Raw genomic sequence first — 17,119 nt, 5'->3', positions numbered from 1 at the left:
GGGTGCCACAGCGGCTGGTGACCGCGACCGGCCCGAATCCCCTGCCGCGCTGAAGGAGACCCTGGCCGGATCAGCATGTTCTGAGGCATCACAAATCAGGCTCTCCTGACGCTTGCGTGGGTGCCCGCGCGCCTACCGGATCGCGTCTCGCCGTCAAGGACCTCCCTTCGCTCGGCCGCTGCGCGGCGCCCTGCGGGCGTCCTTGACCGCGAGCCTCGCGCGATCCGGTGATACGGCGCACAACGGCGGGCTTCGCCGCGCCGTTGCATGGCGCGGGCAGCATCGGCAAGAGGCGATCAGGTAGGCGCGCGGGCACCCACGCAAGCGTCAGGAGAGCCTGATTGTGATGGCTCAGGACATGGTGATCGGGCCAGGGTCTCCTTCAGCGCGGCAGCGGGTTGGGACCGGTCGCGGTCACCAGTCGCTGTGGCACCCAGCCGTCGACGTGGCGGAACCCGTCGGGGAACGGGCCCGCATCGAGCTCGACCGACGCCCTCAGTGACAGCCGGTAGAACTTCACGTGCGTGAAGTCCTCGAACAGGATGTAGACCGGGTCGGGCGTGCTGTTCGGGCCCTGGAACTGCTGTCCGGTCAGGACCGGCTTGTGTGCGTCGACGAACGCGTCGAAGGTGTCGCCCACCACGACGCCGAGGTGCTCCAACCCCATCTTGTAGACGCGCTGGTGCACCGGCGGGATGAGCTCGATCAGCGGGACGACCTTGCCGTCGAGGACCTCGAGCGGCTCGGCCGGGACGATCAGGGAGATGGGCCGGCCGTTCCAGACGTTCTCGCTGTTGGCGACCGCGTGGCGCTCGAGCAGCTCCCGCACGTGCACGTACTGGTCCCACTCCGGCACGCGGAAGGCGAGGTGGCTGAGCGAGTACGGCCCGATGTCGACGCCCCGGCCGAGCAGGCGGTCACGCTGCTGCGCGACGAAACCTCGATAGTCGCCGAGGATGTCGCCCACCGGATCGGCCATCGCCGCCTCCTCCCGGCCGTCACCGTACGCCGACCCGACTCACCGGGTCACGAGCGCAGCCCGCAGCGACGCTCAGCCCGGACGCGCACGATCGAGTACCAGATGCTCCGGCCGCGCTTCTCGCTCACCACCAGGCCGCCCTTGCCGAGCACCTTCAGGTGGATCGGCGTCGCCACCGCTGCCCGAGGACTGCGCGCTGGCCGACCCGGGCACGCCTGGCTGAGTGGCGGCGCTCTGCGTGGTGCAGGCGGGAGGCGATCTCGGCCTTGGCGAGGTCATAGCTCATGTTCATGTCTTGCTCCTGGTCCTGTTCGTCGACCTTCGACGTGCCATGAACGCTATGGACCGGCGCGCTCGATGTCGGTCGTGCAGACCCGCCTCCGGTGTCTGGTAGCCGCACCGTCCGGGGTGGGCTGGCCACACCCCACCACCGCGAGCCGGGCGCGCCTAGGGTGCAGTCGTGGCAGACGACCTCGTGGTCTCGGACGGCTGGACGGTCCCGGGCGCGGCGCTGTCCGAGCGGTTCTCCCGGTCGTCGGGACCGGGGGGCCAGGGCGTCAACACCACCGACTCCCGCGTCGAGCTGTCGCTCGACCTGACCCGCGCGGACGCCGTACCCGACCGGCTCCGGGCGCGCGTCCGGGACCGGCTCGCGGCAGGGCTCGTGGACGGCGTGCTGACCGTGACCGCGAGCGAGCACCGAGCCCAGCTCGACAACCGCCGCGCGGCCCGCGAGCGGATGGCCGAGGTGCTGCGCCGGGCCGCGGCGCCGCCACCGCGCAAGCGCCGGCCGACCCGGCCCACCCGCGGCTCGCAGGAGCGACGCCTGGCCGAGAAGAGGCGGCGCGGCGAGACCAAACGAGGACGCCAGGGGCGGTTCGGGGAGTAGACCGAACCTGAGCGGGAATGCATGCGTCAACCCGATGAGTGCCGGAACCTCGAACCGGCGCCGTGAACAGAGGTGGACCCCCATGAGACAGCTTCTGCACCATCTGCGCCGCAACATCGTCGCCTACCTCGCCCTGGTCGTCGCGCTGGGCACCGGCACCGCGTACGCCGCGGCCGCGATCCCGGACGGGTCGGTCACCGCGGCCAAGCTGCACAAGAACGCCGTGACGTCGAACAAGGTCAAGAACGGCTCGCTCAAGCCCAAGGACCTCAAGAAGCCGACCTATGTCCAGAGCACCAACCTCCAGCTCGGCACGCCGCCCGCCGTGCCCGACCTGGTCAGCGTCGCGCCCTACGACTTCACGCTGCCGACCAAGGGCCGGACCTCCGTGACGGTGTTCATCCCGACCATCGGAGGCGACTGCGACAGCGGCAACACCGACCGCCCGACCATCGGCCTCTACATCGACAACGTCCCGATCCCCGGCACCGCGGCCAACGTGCCGCCGCCCGCCAACGACCGCTCGGTGCAGCTGACCGCCACCCTGGAGCTCGGTGGCGGCGCGCACACCGGGCGGGTCGGCATCACCTGCTCCGGGACGTCGCAGCCCGCCGGGAACCTGATCTTCCCGGGCGCCAAGTCCTGGACGATCATCCAGGCCGACTGACGGGCCGACCGGGAGCCGGTCTGGTCTGATGGGCCGGTGCAGCCCCAGACGATCCGGTACGGCGACGACCCGAGCCAGCTCGTCGAGCTGACCGTGCCCGAGGGCCGGGTGCGGGGGGTCGTCGTGGTGATCCACGGCGGCTTCTGGAAGGCGGCGTACGACCTCTCGCTCGGGAGGCCGCTCGCCGCCGACCTGGCCGGCCGCGGCTGGGCGGCCCTCAACATCGAGTACCGCCGGGTCGGCCCGGCCGGATCAGGGGGAGGCGGTGGCGTGCCCGCGACGACGGACGACGTCCGGGCCGCGGTCGCCACCCTCGACGCCACCGGCCTCGACCTGTCGACGGTCGTCGCGCTGGGCCATTCCGCGGGCGGCCACCTCGCGGCGTGGGCCGGGCACGCGGTCGGGTCGGTCACCCACGTGGTCGCGCAGGCGGGGGTCCTCGACCTGGTGGCCGCCGAACGCGAAGGGCTGGGCGGGGGAGCGGTCCGGGCCTTCCTCGGCCACCCCGCGGGGCCCGCCGACGCGGACGTCGACCCGCGCCGGCAGGTGCCGCTCGACGTGCCGGTGTGGTGCGTGCACGCGCGCGACGACGACACCGTCCCGTTCAGCCAGTCCGAGGAGTACGTCGCCGCGGCCGTCGCCGCCGGCGCCACTGCCGAGCTGGTCGAGGTGCCCGGCGGCCACTACGAGGTCATCGACGCGACGACCGAGGCGTGGCGGCGCATCGTCGAGGTGCTGGACCGGATCGGCTGACCCTCAGGCCGGCGGCCGCACCACGTCGACCACGTCGTGGTGGGTGATCGTGGACTCGCCGAGCAGGTACGCCGCGTCCTCGGGGTAGAGCACAGCGGCCTCGATGTCCTCACCGGCGAACGCGACGATGGCCTGCCGCGAGTCCCAGAGCGAGAGGGTCACGAACTCGGTCTCCTCGCCCTCGTCGCGCCGGAGCAGCCAGGCGCCGCGGTTGCCGGGCGTCTCGCCGTACTCGTGGAAGCCCGTCTCCCGGATGTAGTCCGCGTAGCGGTCGGCGTCCGCGCGGCGGACCATGCCGCGCCAGGTCCTCATGATCATGCAGCCACTAGACACCGGGGCTGGCAGGCTCCGCGACCACATTCGGTCTGCGCGGTGCGTCCCCGGGCGGCAGGTTCGAGATCTTCTGCCAGATCTTGCGCGAGAGGCCGATGGTGAGGTTCTCGAGGGTCGAGACCGCGTCGAGGATGACGGCGTCGCGCGACTCCTCGGCGCACAGCGCGGCGGTCTTGCCGACCAGGCTGAGCATCTCCGAGCAGTAGTCGAGGTACCTCTCGACCTCCTCACGGGTCATGCCCAGCGGGGTGGACTTCGCGCTCGGCCGGAAGCTCGGCTTGAGCTGCTCGGGGTCCTTGGCCAGCTGGTGCATGTCGATGACGTGCGCGGAGGAGCGGAGCTGGTGCAGCAGGCCGAGCAGCCGGCTTCGCTCCAGCCGCTCCGGGAAGGACCAGAGGAAGAAGATCGCGATCGCTGCGTAGACCACGTCGCTGATCGCGGTGCCGGCGACGTCCAGCAGGTCGACCGAGCTGAGGTCCTCCTCGCCGGTGATCGCGTCGCGGGCGGCGAACACCAGCGCCACCACGGTCACCGCGATCACCACGACCATCAACACCCGGGAGACGTAGCGAGCGACGCGGATCCGGCGCTGGCCGGCACCGGCCACGTCCTGGACCTCGTCGACCAGCTTGACGAGGTCGCCGCAGGCGCCGAGCAGCCCCCGCTTCGGGAACCGCGCCTCGATCCGCTCGTACAGCGCCTCGACGGTCGCCTTGACCGCCGGGGCCTCGAGCGGCTCGTGCAACCCCTGAGTCACGGCCGCAGCCTAGGGCGTGCGGCGTACGGCGCGGGGACCTTCGCCTCTGCAGCGCCGCCGGTCGTGGCCCACATGCTCGGGTCGTGGACGACACGGTGCGGCAAGAGGTGCGGCAAGAACGGCTGGCCGGTCCGGACGGGACGGACCTGTGCGTGCAGGAGGTGGGCTCGGGTCGGCTCGTGGTGCTCGCCAACGGGCTCGGCGGCTCGCTGCGGGCCTGGGCTCCGGTCCTCGACCGGTTCGGACCCGGACACCGCGTGGTGTCCTACGACTACCGCGGCCTCTACAGCTCCGGTCCGCCGCCGGTGCCGCACGCCGTCACCATCGACGACCACTCGGGCGACCTGCTCGCGCTGCTCCGCTGGGCAGGCGACGAGCCGGCCCTCGTCATCGCCTGGAGCATGGGGGTCCAGGTGGCCGTCGAGGCGGCGCTGGCGGAGCCGGACCGGGTCGCCGGCCTGGTGCTGGTCGCCGGAGCACCTGGTGACCCGCTGGCCGGCGTGCTGCACACACCGCTGAGCCGACAGTTCGTCCCTCCTCTCACCAGGGTCGTGGAGGTCGGGGCCACCCCGTTCGGAGCGGCCGTCCGTCTCCTCGCCGCTTCGCGGCACGCGCCCGGACTGCTCCGGAGGCTGGGGGTCGTCGCCCCGTCCTGTGACCTGGAGACCTTCCACGTGATGGCCGGCGAGTTCGCGCGGCTCGACTGGCGGCTCTACATGCGCACCATCCGGGCCATGGCGGTGCACGACGCGTGGTCGCGGCTCGGGGAGCTCACCGTGCCCACCCTCGTGGTGGGCGGTACCCGCGACCTCTTCCTGCCCCAGCACACGCTGCGGGCCATGGCGGACGCCATCCCCGGCGCGGAGCTGACGGTCATCGACGGCGCCACGCACTACCTGCCGCTGGAGTTCCCGGAGCTCCTTGACGCGCGGATCCGGCAGTTCGAGGCCGAACGGGTCGACCGGCAGACCGCGGTGTGACCTTGGGCCCTGTCCCCGGGCGGGCGGGCGGCCGGATGCTCGGGGCATGACGCGACTGCTGCCCCGTCCCGGGCTGCCGGCTGTGTGGACCGGGCGCCGTCCGGACGGCCGGGTGGCCGGCGACGTACCGGGCTACCGGCGGTTCATGCCGGCCCTGATGCCGAGCCGCAACGGCTCGATCGTCTTCTTCGAGCGGGAGGTCGAGGTCGCTGCGGCCGAGCGGTTCCTTGCCGACGTCCGGGCCGCGCACCCGGAGCTGCACCCGACGCTGTTCGACGTCGTGCTGTGGGGGCTCAGCCGGATGTTCGACCGCTATCCCCACCTCAACCGGTTCCTCGCGGGTGGGCGCCTCTACGAGCGCGACGGCGTGTGGCTCTCGATGACGGTCAAGACCGAGATGTCCGAGGACGGCACCCTCGTGGAGGTCAAGCACCGGTGCACCGCCGGTCAGCCGTTCCTCGACTTCGTTCGCGAGATCGAGTCGGAGGTGATCGCCGCGCGAGCCGGCAGCGAGGGGCTCGCCGACGTGGAGCTGGCCGTCTTCCTGCGGCTGCCGCCGCTGCTGCGGCGCGGCGTGGTGACGCTGGCCGGGCTCGGCAACAGCCTGAACCTGCTGCCCCGCGCGTTCATCGAGGGCGACCCCTTCTTCGCCAGCGCGTTCGTCACGAACCTCGGGAGCGTCGGGATCGACGCGGCGTACCACCACCTGTACGAGTACGGCACCATCCCGATCTTCTGCACCGTGGGGCTGGTCCACGACGGCGTCGTGGCCCGGGACGGCCGGCCGGTCGTCGCCAGGGTGACCACCCTCAAGTTCAGCTACGACGAGCGGATCGAGGACGGGTTGTACGCCGCCCGTGCCGTCGAGTACCTCTGCTCGGTGCTGGGCGACCCCGCCTCGGCGTGAGGCTGAGCGACTCGCGATTGAGGCCTGGTCCTGTCCGCAATCGGGCCTAGCCTGCGAGGATGAACACCAGCGCCCGGATGCTCCGGCTGCTCTCCCTGCTCCAGACCCACCGCTACTGGCCCGGTGGCGAGCTGGCGCGCCGGCTCGAGGTCAGCCCGCGCACGCTGCGCCGCGACGTCGACCGGCTGCGCGAGCTCGGGTACGTCGTCGACGCGGTCCGAGGCGTCGCGGGCGGCTACCAGCTGCGTGCGGGCGGCCAGCTGCCACCTCTGCTGCTCGACGACGAGGAGGCGGTCGCGGTGGCGGTGAGCCTGCAGTCCTCGGCGGCCGGTGGGACGCCCGGCATGGAGGAGACCTCGGTGCAGGCGCTGTCGAAGGTGATCGCGCTGATGCCGACCCGGCTGCGCCGCCAGATGGATGCGCTGCGCTCCCAGACCGAGCGGCTGCCCTGGTCGAGCGGACCCGCGCTCGACCCGGCGCTGCTGTCCACGCTCGCGCAGGCCTGCCGGGACCGCGAGCCGGTCCACTTCACCTACACCGCGGCCGTGAGGGACGGCGTCACCGCCGAGCCGACCGAGCGCTGGGTCGAGCCGCACCGGATGGTGTCGATGGGCCGGCGGTGGTACCTCGTCGCCTACGACCGCGACCGGCAGGACTGGAGATCCTTCCGCGTCGACCGCATCAGCGAGCCGCGCACCACCGGCCAGACGTTCCGGCCCCGCACACTGCCCGCCGAGGACGCCCTGTCGTTCGTCCAGGCGGGCATCCGACGGATGCCGCACCGCTACGCCGTACGCGTGGTCTTCGAGACGGGCATCGACGACGTGGCCGCCGTCGTGGGCCGGTGGGCGACGGTCACCGGCACCAGCACCCGCGCCGTGCTGGAGATGAACGTCGACTCGCTCGAGTGGCCGGTCTTCGTGCTGGCCACCATCGATGCCGACTTCTCCGTGGAGTCCCCGCCCGAGCTCGCCGAAGCCGCGGCCCGGATGGCCGCGCGCTTCGCGCGCTCCCTGCCTGAAGCTGGCTGAAGGGCGTCCGGTCACGCCACCGCGAGCTCGACGGCAGGCGCTTCGTCGGTGGTGGCCTGCGCCCACTCCGACGGGCGGGGGACCGAGCGGACCGTCCGGCTCAGGGTCGGGATGAGGGCCACCAGCGCACAGAGCACGACCAGCGCGGCCATCGCGGCCGGGCCGCCCAGGACTGCTAGGAGCGCTCCCCCGAGGACGGGCGCCAGCGGCATCGTGGACCAGCTGAGGAACTGACCGGTCGCCTGCACCCGGCCGACGATCTCCGGCGGAGTGATCGACATCTTGTAGGAGCCGATGCCGGCGTTGCCGGCCGGATTGAGGAAGACGCCGGTCGAGAGCGACAGCATGACCACGGCCGGGTTGTTCCAGAAGACCAGGGGCACGAGCAGCGGCACGAAGCTCCACGCCACCACGACGGTCAGGACGCCGGTCGGGGTCCGCTGGATGATCCGCGGGGCCGCGAGCGCGCCGAGGACGCCGCAGACGCCGGCCGCGGTCTCCACGAGCCCGATCGACCAGGGTGCGAAGCCGGCCTGGATCAGCCGGACGGTCGCCGCGGTGAACAGCGCGTTGATCACCAGGTTGGAGCACATGCCCCAGGCCATCATCGTGCGGAAGAACGGCCGGCTCCACTGGAAGCGGAAGCCCTCAGCGACGTCGTCGCGCGCCCGACGGCGTACCGCGTCCGCGTCGTCCGCGTCGTCCGGACGGGCGGCGGGGGCGAGGTCGGTGCGGATCCGGCCGAGCATCACCCACGACACCGCGAAGGTCAGCGCGTCGAAGAGGAAGGGGAACCACCGGGTGACCGAGTAGAGCGCTCCGCCCAGCGGCCCACCGACCAGGCCGGCGACGTGCTGGCGCGCCTGCTGCTGGCTCAGCGCGGTCGGGAGCTGCTCGCGGGGGACGACGGCCCGCACGGCCGACATCTCCGCCGGCGCGAACACCCCGGCGCACATGCCGGTGAGCACACCCACGACGAACAGGTGCGGGACGGTCAGCGCGCCGAGCACGCCCGCGACCACGAGCGAGGCGTAGAGCAGGACGCCGAGGCCGGCCGCGCCCCGCATCACCCGGCGCCGGTGCACGCGGTCGGCGAGCAGTCCGCCGGGGAGGAGCGCGATCGCCGTCCCGAGGAGCTCCAGGCCACCTGCGATGCCGGCGAGGAGGGCCGAGCCGGTGACCGCGTAGGTCACCAGCGGGAAGACGAACATGCTCACCCGGGTGCCGAGCTCGCTGACGGTTTGGCCGACCCAGAGGACGGTGAAGTCGTGGTTGTGACGGAGGTCGCGGAAGCCGGTCATATGCGCAACATTACGTGCGCAACTAATATTGCGCAAGTGTTGGTGCGAAAGTTGCTACACTGGGCGCATGGCCCACCCCCCGTTGCGCGACCCACGCGTCCTGCGCGCGGTCGCACACCCGGTGCGCAGCCGGATCCTCACCGAGCTCGACGCCCAGGGCTCGCTCCGGGCCGCCGACGTCGCCCAGCTGCTCGGCATCCCGGCCAACCAGGCCAGCTTCCACCTCCGCTCGCTGGCCAAGTTCGGGCTGGTGGAGGAGGACCCGGGTGCGGCGCGGGACCGGCGCGACCGGGTGTGGAGGGCGACCGAGGGTGCCGGCTTCGACGTGAACATCGGCGAGATCGAGAAGACGCCGGGCGGCAAGGCCGCCTCGAAGGTGTTCCGCCAGACCAAGGAGGCCTGGGCGCACCGGCTGGTCGAGGCGGCCTACGGCGAGGACCGCACCCCGGGCATCCATCGGGCAGTGACCGAGCAGGCGGTCCGCCTGACCAAGGAGGAGGCCCGCGAGCTGACCGACGCGCTCGTCGAGCTCGTCGACAAGTGGCGCGCGCGCAACCTCGACCGTCACGATGAGGAGCGCGCGACCTACCACGTCTTCCAGATCGTGCAGCCCTTCCCGGACCAGTCGGCCCCTGAAGAGTCGGCCCCTGAAGAGTCGGCCCCCGAAGAGTCGGCGCTGGACTGATGCCGGCTCGTCTGCGGACCGCCGACGCCGCCGAGGTGGCCTCGGCCCTGGCGCGGATCGCCGAGCGGCCGGAGGCTGCGGACCTCCGACTGCTCACCAAGCACTTCCTCGCGGTGCTCGAGAGCCGGGCGCCCGGTCACTCGGTCGAGGTCCGCGTCCCGCCGTACGCCGCCGTGCAGGTCATCCCGGGCGTCCGCCACACCCGTGGCACCCCGCCGGCCGTGGTCGAGACCGACCCCGAGACCTGGATCGCGCTCGCGACGGGCGAGCTGTCGTGGAGCGACGCGATCGAGACGGCGCGGGTCTCCGCGTCGGGGGAGCGCACCGACCTGACGGCCTACCTCCCGCTCACGTGACCAGCGCTGAACCGACTTCTGCGTTTCGTCCTCGGAAATGGCCACGTCGGGGCATACTCAACCCCCGTTCGGAGGCGATACGGTCACGCCGACGCTGGGGGGCCGGGGTCACGAGTTGAGGAGCACCGGTGCACAGCAGGATGGGGGCCGTCCTGGCCCTGGCGTTGGGAGCTTGGCTGGCCACCCCCGTGGCACCGGCGCAGGCGGACGACCCCGTGAAGGGCGACCACGAGAAAGCCAGCGGCGAGTGCACCATCGTCGGCACGCCGGGCCCGGACGTGCTGCGCGGGACCAAGCACGCCGACTTCATCTGCGGGCTCGGCGGCGATGACAAGATCCTGGGTCGCGGTGGTGACGACGTCCTCCAGGGCGGCGGTGGCGACGACCTCCTGATCGGCGGGCCGGGCAACGACGTGCTCGGCGGTGGACGCGGGGACGACACCCTCAACGGGCTCGACAACGCGACCGCCAGGGACAAGCTGCGCTGCGGTCGCGGCGACGACACGGCCCTGGCCGACCCGCACGACGTCGCGCGCCCGAGGTGCGAGCACGTCCAGCAGGACGACCCACCCACCGACCTCGCCCTCAGCCCGGCCGCCGTCGCGGAGAACTCACCGGGCGGGAGCATCGTCGGCACGCTCACCGCGACCGATCCCGACCCCGGAGACTCGCACACCTTCACCCTCGTCCCGGGGACCGGCTCGGACGACAACGGCTCGTTCACGGTCGTCGGCAGCACGCTGCGCACGGCGGTCGCGCTGGACCACGAGACCACCCCGACCCAGTCGGTGCGCGTCCGGGCCACCGACTCCGGAGGCCTCAGTGTCGAGAAGGCCCTGACGGTCACCGTGACCGACGCCGACGACCCGCCCGTCGCGGTCGCGGACACCAAGACGGTCACCGAGGACGCCCCGGCCACCCCGATCGACGTGCTGGCCAACGACACCGACGCCGACGGCGGCCCGATGACAGTCCAGTCCGTGGCCCAGCCGGCGCACGGGGCGGTCGTCATCCAGGCCGGCGGCACCGGCGTCACCTATGCCCCGGCGGCCAACTACTGCAACACCCCGGCGCCCCCGACCGACGACTTCACCTACACGCTCAACGGCGGCTCGACGGCCTCGGTGAAGGTCACGGTCACCTGTGTCGACGACCCCGCCGTGGCCAACGACGACGCCCGGATCGTGGCCGAGGACTCCGGCGCCACCGTGCTCGACGTACTCGCCAACGACACCGACGTCGAGGGCGACCCGTTCAGCGTGACCGCCGTGACCCAGCCGGTCAACGGCACCACGACGTTCACCGCTGCCAACGTGAGCTACACCCCGGACGCGGACTACTGCAACAACCCGCCGCCGTTCGACACCTTCATCTACACCGTCACCGGTGGCGACACCGCCACGGTGAGCGTGACGGTCACCTGCGTCAACGACCCGCCGGTGGCGGTGGACGACATCCGCACCACCGCCGAGGACACCGCCCTGGTCGTCAGCGGTGCCGACCTCGCGGCCAACGACACCGATGCGGACGGCGACCCCCTGACGGTCACCGCGGTGTCCAACCCCACCGGCGGCACCGTCGTGCTCGCGGCCGGGACGGTCACCTTCACGCCGGCCGCCGACCTGTGCAACCCGGCCCCGGCGGGCTTCGACTACACGGTCAGCGACGGCAACGGCGGCACGGACACCGGCCACGTGGACGTCTCCGTCACCTGCGTCAACGACCCGCCGTTGGCCAACGACGACACCGCCACGGTCTCCGAGGACGCCCCGGCGACGACGGTCGACGTCCTGGCCAACGACACCGACGTGGAGAGCGACCCGATCACCGTCACCGGCGTCGGTGCGGCGGCCCACGGCACCACCGGCTTCACCGCTGCCGACGTGACCTACACGCCGGACGCGGACTTCTGCGGCTCCGACAGCTTCGACTACACGGTCAACGGCGGGGACACCGCGACGGTCAGCGTCACCGTCACCTGCGTGAACGACGCCCCCGTGGTCGACCTCGACACGACCGCGGGCGGCACCGGCTCGTCGGCGACGTTCCAGGAGACCGACCCGCACACCGGCACCGGCGTGCTGGTCGCACCCAACACCTCGGTCACCGACATCGACGACGCCGAGCTCGAGGGCGCGACCATCACGCTGACCAACCGCCCCGACGGCGGCGCGGAGAGCCTCTCCTTCACCAGCCCGGCCGGCAGCGGCATCACCGGCACCTACGCGCCGGCCACGGGCGTCCTCGTGCTCAGCGGCACCGCGAGCAAGGCCGACTACACCGCGGCCATCGCCTCGACCCGCTACGACAACACCACGAACCCGCCCGACCCCGCCGACCGGACCATCACCGTCACGGTCAACGACGGCGACGCGGACTCCTCCGCTGCCACCGCGACCGTCCAGGTCGTCCGTCTCAACGTGCCGCCCGTCAACACCGTCCCGGGTCCGCAGTCGACCGCCGAGGACACGCCGCTGGCCTTCAGCGGAGCGTCCGCGGTCACCGTCGCCGACCCCGACAACGCATCGCTCGACGTCGAGGTGCAGGTGACCCACGGCGTCTTCACGCTCTCCGGCACGGCCGGGCTGACGGTCGCCGGCAACGGCACCGCCGATGTCACCCTCAGTGGCACCCTGGCCGACCTCAACGCGGCGCTCGACGGCGCGACGTACACCCCGGCGGCCGACTACAACGGGCCGGCCCAGCTGACGATCACCAGCACCGACGCCGCGACGGCCTCGGACACCGACACCGTCGCGATCTCCGTCACGCCGGTCAACGACGCCCCGACGGCGACCAACCTGTCGGCCGCGGAGACCTACACCGAGGACACCCCGCTCGACCTGGTCGACATCGTGATCAGTGACGTCGACAGCACCGACGCCACGGCGACCCTCACCCTGAGCAACCCGGCCGCGGGCAGCCTCAGCACCGCCACCTCCGGAACCGTGACCTCCACCTACAACCCCGGCACCGGCACGTGGACGGCGTCCGGTCCGATCACCAGCGTCAACACCCTGCTGGCCGGCGTGGTGTTCACTCCGGCGGCGGACTTCGACGCGAGCTTCACGATCGCGACCAGTGTCACCGATGGGGCCGGCGCCCCGGCGACCGGCTCCAAGCCGATGACCGGCACCCCCGTGAACGACCCGCCGGTCGTCGACCTGAACGGCGCAGCTGCCGGGATCGACTCGAGCGCGGCGTTCACCGAGGACTCGGCGCCGGCCAACCCGGGCTCCGGGCCGGCCGCGCTGGCTTCGAACGCCACCGTCACCGACGTCGACAACGCCAACCTCTCCGGCGCCACGATCACGCTGACCAACCACCCCGACGCGGCGGCCGAGTCGTTGACGGTCAACACGGCCGGGACGACGATCACCGCCGTCTACACCCCCGGCACCGGCGTCCTGGCCCTGTCCGGCACGGACACGACGGGGAACTACCAGCAGGTCATCCGCACCCTGTCCTACAACAACACCTCCAACACCCCGAACACGGCCGGCCGCGACGTGACCGTCAGGGTCACCGATCCGGGTGCGCTCGACTCGGTGCTCGCGCACGCCAGCGTGTCCGTCACGGCGACGAACGACGCGCCGGTGGCGGTCGCCGACACCTTCAACGGCACGGACGCCGCCGTCGGCAACACGCCCCTGGCGGTCGGCACGACGCAGGGCGAGCCGCGCAAGGCGGCCGACTGCACGGTGGCCGAGAACTGCTCGGTGCTGACCCGCGGGACCGACGACTCCGACCCGGACGGCCCCGGCCCGCTCGTGGTCGGACCGACCGGGCCGCAGGCGATCACGACCGCCGACGGCGGCAAGGTCACCCTCGAGGCCGACGGCAACTTCACCTACTTCCCGAAGGCGGGCACCCCGAGCTGCGCCGACACCTCCGACTCGTTCACCTACACGCTCGACGACCAGGGCACGAACGGCACGTCGACCGGCACGGTGACCATCGCACTGACCGGCTGCGTCTGGTACGTCGACAGCTCGGTCGCCGGCCCGGGCACCGGCACCGGCAGCGACCCGTTCAAGACGCTCGGGGGCGTCAACGGAGCAGGTGGCGCGGGCGACGCCGACGGCGCGGGCGACACGATCATGATCATGGACGCGGCGTCGTACGCCGGCGGCCTCCCGTTGGAGAACAACCAGCTGCTGCGCTCGAAGCGGGCCGGCCTCGCGGTCGGCAGCGCCACGATCGTGACCGCGGCCGGCGCCTCGAACCCGACCATCAGCAACGCCGCCGGCAACGCGCTCACCCTCGCCTCGGGCAACACCGTCCAGGGCATCGACCTGGGCGCGACACCGGCGGGCAGCACGTCGCTGACCGGCACCGGGGTCGGCACGGCCACGATGAACACGGTCACCAGCGGTGCGATCACCAACCCGAGCGGTGGTGCGGTCGACATCTCGACCGGCACCGTCGACATGAGGTTCGGCAGCATCACGTCCACCAACGCCACCGGCGACGGCATCCGTCTGGACAACATCGCCGGCACGTTCATCGGCTCCGGCGGGTCGCTGCAGAACGCCGGCGGCCAGGACGTGGACCTGAGCGGTGACAACGCCGGCGACACCGTCGACTTCACCTACGACGGCACGATCACCGACGACGTCGGCACGGTGGTCAGCATCGCCAACCAGAACAACGGCCTCAAGGACTTCAACGGGCTCATCACCGACGGCGACGACGGCGACGGCAGCGGGATCTCCCTGACCAACAACCCGGTCGCCACGATGCGGTTCGACGGTGGGGTCATCCTCTCGACCGGGTCCAACGCAGCCTTCGCCGCCACCGGAGGCGGGACCGTGGTCGTCAACGAGCCGAACGGTGTCCACAACTCCCTCACCACCACGACCGGGACCGCCCTCAACGTGGCCAACACCGCGATCGGTGCGGACGGGCTGCACTTCACCCGCATCTCCGCCAACGGCGCGACCAACGGCGTGGTCCTGAACAACACCGGGTCGACGGCCGGCCTCACGGTCAGCGGCAACGCAGGTGCCTGCAGCTCGGCGGCGACCTGCACCGGTGGTGCGATCCTCAACACCACCAACGCGGTGTCCCTGACCAACACCAGGGACGTCTCCATCGACCGGATGTTCATCCAGAACTCGGTCGGCGACGGGATCACCGGGACGACGACGACGAACTTCTCGCTCACCAACAGCCGGATCGACAACTCCGGCACCGGGCTGGGGGCCGAGACGTCGAACATCGGCTTCAACACCACGGCCGCCGGCACCGAGAACAACCTCTCCGGCACGGTCACGATCACCGGCAACACGCTGACCAACGCCTACTACCACGGCATCGACATCTTCAACTTCAACGGGACGATCTCGAACGCCACGATCTCGAACAACACGATCACGAGCTCGACGTCGACGGCGACCAGCAAGGGAACCGGAGTCCGCCTCGTGGCCTTCGGCTCGGCCGGCACGGTCGCCAACGTCACCCAGGGGCTGATCGACAACAACACGATCTCCAACTTCCCGAGCGCCAACGGGATCCTTGCCTCGGGCGGCAACGGGAACGCGGCCGGGCCCGCCGGCACGTTCGGGACCGTGGGCAGCGGCACCAACGTCATCTCGATCACCAACAACGACCTGACCGGCAACCCGAAGTTCGGAGCCTTCGGCATCGGCGCGACCGTCAACGGCAAGGGTCAGGGCAACGTCAACGTCTCGGGCAACTCGGTCCACAACACCATCGGAACGGCCATCTCGGTGGGATCGTTCGGGTTCGCCAACCTCAGTGCCGTGGTGAACAACAACACGGTGGTCGCCAACAACACCGTCGGAGCTCAGGGGATCGGCGCCGGCACCAGCCAGACCTTCGCGGCCACGGACACCCCGACGCTGACCATCACCGCAACGGGCAACACGATCAGCCAGACCGACGGCAACGGGATCCTGGTCACGGCCCGCGACGCCACCGGCAAGGTGAACGCCACGATCAAGGACAACAACGTGGCCGCACCGCTCGGTGGGATCCGTCCGGGTATCAGGGTGGACGCCGCCAACACGATCAGCACTGACGACGCCGTCTGTCTCGACATCTCGGGCAACACCAGCGCCGGCAGCGGCGGCTCCCAGGGGATCGGGCTGCGCAAGCAGGGCACGGTCACCACGACCAACGACTTCGGGGTCGAAGGCATGGCAGCGACGGGCACACCCGGCGTGGAGTCCTTCGTCAGCGGCCAGAACCCCGCAGGCAACGGCACCTTGCTCATCTCCGCCCTTAGCGGGTTCAGCAACTGCAACACTGCGCCATGAGGCCGGACCCGAGAAGGAGCGTCGACGGTGGCTGAACCCTTCCTGTCGGAGATCCGGCTGATGAGCTTCGTGTTCGCCCCGAAGGGCTGGGCACTCTGCAACGGACAGCTCCTCCCCATCAACCAGAACCAGGCGCTCTTCTCCCTCCTGGGCACCACCTACGGCGGCGATGGGCGGGTCAACTTCGCCCTGCCCGACCTGCGGGCCAGGGTGCCGATCCACGTCGGCGGCGGCCACAGCCTCGGTGAGCGAGGCGGTGAGCCGGCGCACACCCTCTCGATCGCCGAGCTGCCCGAGCACGCGCACGTGTGGAACGCGAAGTCGTCGCCGGCGACCACCGGCACGCCGGACTCCTCGTCGGTGCTGGCCGCATCGACGGGTGAGAACGCCTGGGGGCCGGCCACCAACCTCGTGGCCATGGACCCGGCCACCATCCAGAACACCGGCGGCAGTCAGGCCCACCAGAACATGCAGCCGTTCCTCGTCCTCAGCTTCTGCATCGCGTTGCAGGGCATCTTCCCATCCCCGACCTAGGCGGCTCCCGATGGCACAACCCTATGTAGGCGAAGTCCGGATGTTCGCGGGCAACTTCGCGCCTGCGGGCTGGATGTTCTGCGAAGGCCAGCTGCTGCCGATCTCCGAGTACGAGACGCTGTTCAACCTGATCGGCACGACGTACGGCGGTGACGGCCAGTCGACGTTCGCCCTGCCGGACCTGCGTGGCCGGGTCCCGATCCACCAGGGCAACGGCGTCATCCTGGCCGAGACGGGGGGCGTCGAGGAGGTCACCCTCACGGTCAGCCAGATCCCGGCGCACAGCCATCCCGCGCTGGGCTCGACCAACACCGGCACCGGCACCCAGTCGACCGACAACGTCCTGTCCAACCTGGTCGGCGCGACGAACTCCGCCTACGGCACCGACAACCCGCAGCTGAACATGGCCCCGCAGAGCGTCTCGCCCGTCGGTGGCAGCCAGCCGCACACCAACTTCCAGCCCTACCTGTGCGTCGACTTCATCATCTCGCTGTTCGGGATCTTCCCGAGCCCCACGTAGGAGCCGTCCATGGCCGACCCGTTCGTCGCCGAGATCAGGATCTTCCCCTTCAACTTCGCGCCGAGGGGCTGGGCGTGGTGCGACGGGCAGCTCCTGCCCCTCTCGCAGAACACCGCGCTCTTCTCCCTGCTCGGGACGACCTACGG

At 71.3% G+C, this 17,119-nt stretch carries 17 protein-coding genes; 12 read left to right on the top strand and 5 right to left on the bottom strand.

The annotated features are described in order from the left end of the window. Positions 1 to 382: 382 nt before the first annotated feature. Both VFV89_RS05645 and VFV89_RS05640 read right to left on the bottom strand, forming a co-directional pair. Complete coding sequence (locus VFV89_RS05645; RefSeq protein WP_329704933.1) at positions 383 to 979, bottom strand: VOC family protein; 597 nt, start codon at positions 977 to 979, stop codon at positions 383 to 385. Positions 980 to 1,026: 47 nt separating this feature from the next. Then, entirely contained in the window at positions 1,027 to 1,155 is a 129-nt protein-coding gene (locus VFV89_RS05640; protein ID WP_329704932.1) for a hypothetical protein, read from the bottom strand. A gap of 284 nt (positions 1,156 to 1,439) precedes the next feature. On the opposite strand from VFV89_RS05640, the gene arfB reads away from it, so the two are divergent. The 3 genes from arfB (at position 1,440) to VFV89_RS05625 (ending at position 3,288) form a co-directional block, all read left to right on the top strand. After that, complete coding sequence (arfB, locus tag VFV89_RS05635) at positions 1,440 to 1,868, top strand: alternative ribosome rescue aminoacyl-tRNA hydrolase ArfB (RefSeq protein WP_329704931.1); 429 nt, start codon at positions 1,440 to 1,442, stop codon at positions 1,866 to 1,868. 82 nt (positions 1,869 to 1,950) lie between these two features. After that, positions 1,951 to 2,535: a hypothetical protein gene (locus tag VFV89_RS05630; protein WP_329704930.1), complete on the top strand. Its 585-nt coding sequence runs from the start codon at positions 1,951 to 1,953 to the stop codon at positions 2,533 to 2,535. A 36-nt stretch (positions 2,536 to 2,571) separates the two neighbouring features. Then, a complete protein-coding gene (locus VFV89_RS05625) occupies positions 2,572 to 3,288 on the top strand; it encodes an alpha/beta hydrolase (RefSeq protein WP_329704929.1) in 717 nt (238 codons plus the stop codon). A gap of 3 nt (positions 3,289 to 3,291) precedes the next feature. Here the strand turns inward: VFV89_RS05625 and VFV89_RS05620 are convergent, their stop codons facing one another. Both VFV89_RS05620 and VFV89_RS05615 read right to left on the bottom strand, forming a co-directional pair. After that, complete coding sequence (locus tag VFV89_RS05620; RefSeq protein ID WP_329704928.1) at positions 3,292 to 3,606, bottom strand: hypothetical protein; 315 nt, start codon at positions 3,604 to 3,606, stop codon at positions 3,292 to 3,294. A gap of 7 nt (positions 3,607 to 3,613) precedes the next feature. After that, positions 3,614 to 4,378, bottom strand: coding sequence for a hypothetical protein (locus VFV89_RS05615; protein WP_329704927.1), 765 nt, complete (start codon positions 4,376 to 4,378; stop codon positions 3,614 to 3,616). Positions 4,379 to 4,461: 83 nt separating this feature from the next. On the opposite strand from VFV89_RS05615, the gene VFV89_RS05610 reads away from it, so the two are divergent. From VFV89_RS05610 to VFV89_RS05600, 3 genes are read left to right on the top strand one after another with little or no spacing between them, the layout of a single operon-like run. After that, positions 4,462 to 5,358 (top strand): alpha/beta fold hydrolase, encoded by an 897-nt coding sequence (locus VFV89_RS05610; RefSeq protein ID WP_329704926.1) that lies wholly within the window; start codon positions 4,462 to 4,464, stop codon positions 5,356 to 5,358. A 46-nt stretch (positions 5,359 to 5,404) separates the two neighbouring features. Then, complete coding sequence (locus VFV89_RS05605) at positions 5,405 to 6,265, top strand: hypothetical protein (protein ID WP_329704925.1); 861 nt, start codon at positions 5,405 to 5,407, stop codon at positions 6,263 to 6,265. 59 nt (positions 6,266 to 6,324) lie between these two features. Continuing rightward, positions 6,325 to 7,296: a YafY family protein gene (locus VFV89_RS05600; protein ID WP_329704924.1), complete on the top strand. Its 972-nt coding sequence runs from the start codon at positions 6,325 to 6,327 to the stop codon at positions 7,294 to 7,296. Positions 7,297 to 7,307: 11 nt separating this feature from the next. Here the strand turns inward: VFV89_RS05600 and VFV89_RS05595 are convergent, their stop codons facing one another. Next, positions 7,308 to 8,597, bottom strand: coding sequence for an MFS transporter (locus VFV89_RS05595; RefSeq protein ID WP_329704923.1), 1,290 nt, complete (start codon positions 8,595 to 8,597; stop codon positions 7,308 to 7,310). A gap of 67 nt (positions 8,598 to 8,664) precedes the next feature. Here VFV89_RS05595 and VFV89_RS05590 point away from each other — a divergent pair, with 67 nt between their 5' ends. The 6 genes from VFV89_RS05590 to VFV89_RS24820 form a co-directional block, all read left to right on the top strand. After that, a complete protein-coding gene (locus tag VFV89_RS05590) occupies positions 8,665 to 9,282 on the top strand; it encodes a helix-turn-helix domain-containing protein (RefSeq protein ID WP_329704922.1) in 618 nt (205 codons plus the stop codon). Continuing rightward, positions 9,282 to 9,638: a sterol carrier family protein gene (locus VFV89_RS05585; protein WP_329704921.1), complete on the top strand. Its 357-nt coding sequence runs from the start codon at positions 9,282 to 9,284 to the stop codon at positions 9,636 to 9,638. Before VFV89_RS05590 ends, VFV89_RS05585 begins: the two co-directional genes overlap by 1 nt. Positions 9,639 to 9,766: 128 nt before the next feature. Then, positions 9,767 to 15,919: an Ig-like domain-containing protein gene (locus VFV89_RS05580; RefSeq protein WP_329704920.1), complete on the top strand. Its 6,153-nt coding sequence runs from the start codon at positions 9,767 to 9,769 to the stop codon at positions 15,917 to 15,919. A gap of 27 nt (positions 15,920 to 15,946) precedes the next feature. Further along, a complete protein-coding gene (locus VFV89_RS05575) occupies positions 15,947 to 16,453 on the top strand; it encodes a phage tail protein (RefSeq protein ID WP_329704919.1) in 507 nt (168 codons plus the stop codon). A 10-nt stretch (positions 16,454 to 16,463) separates the two neighbouring features. Beyond that, a complete protein-coding gene (locus VFV89_RS05570) occupies positions 16,464 to 16,973 on the top strand; it encodes a phage tail protein (protein WP_329704918.1) in 510 nt (169 codons plus the stop codon). Positions 16,974 to 16,982: 9 nt separating this feature from the next. After that, positions 16,983 to 17,119: phage tail protein (locus VFV89_RS24820; protein WP_414690348.1), on the top strand; the 137-nt coding region annotated here is incomplete at its 3' end.

The organism is Nocardioides sp. (assembly GCF_036274455.1).
Lineage (GTDB): Bacteria > Actinomycetota > Actinomycetes > Propionibacteriales > Nocardioidaceae > Nocardioides.
This window is presented reverse-complemented; position numbering and strand designations above follow the sequence as displayed.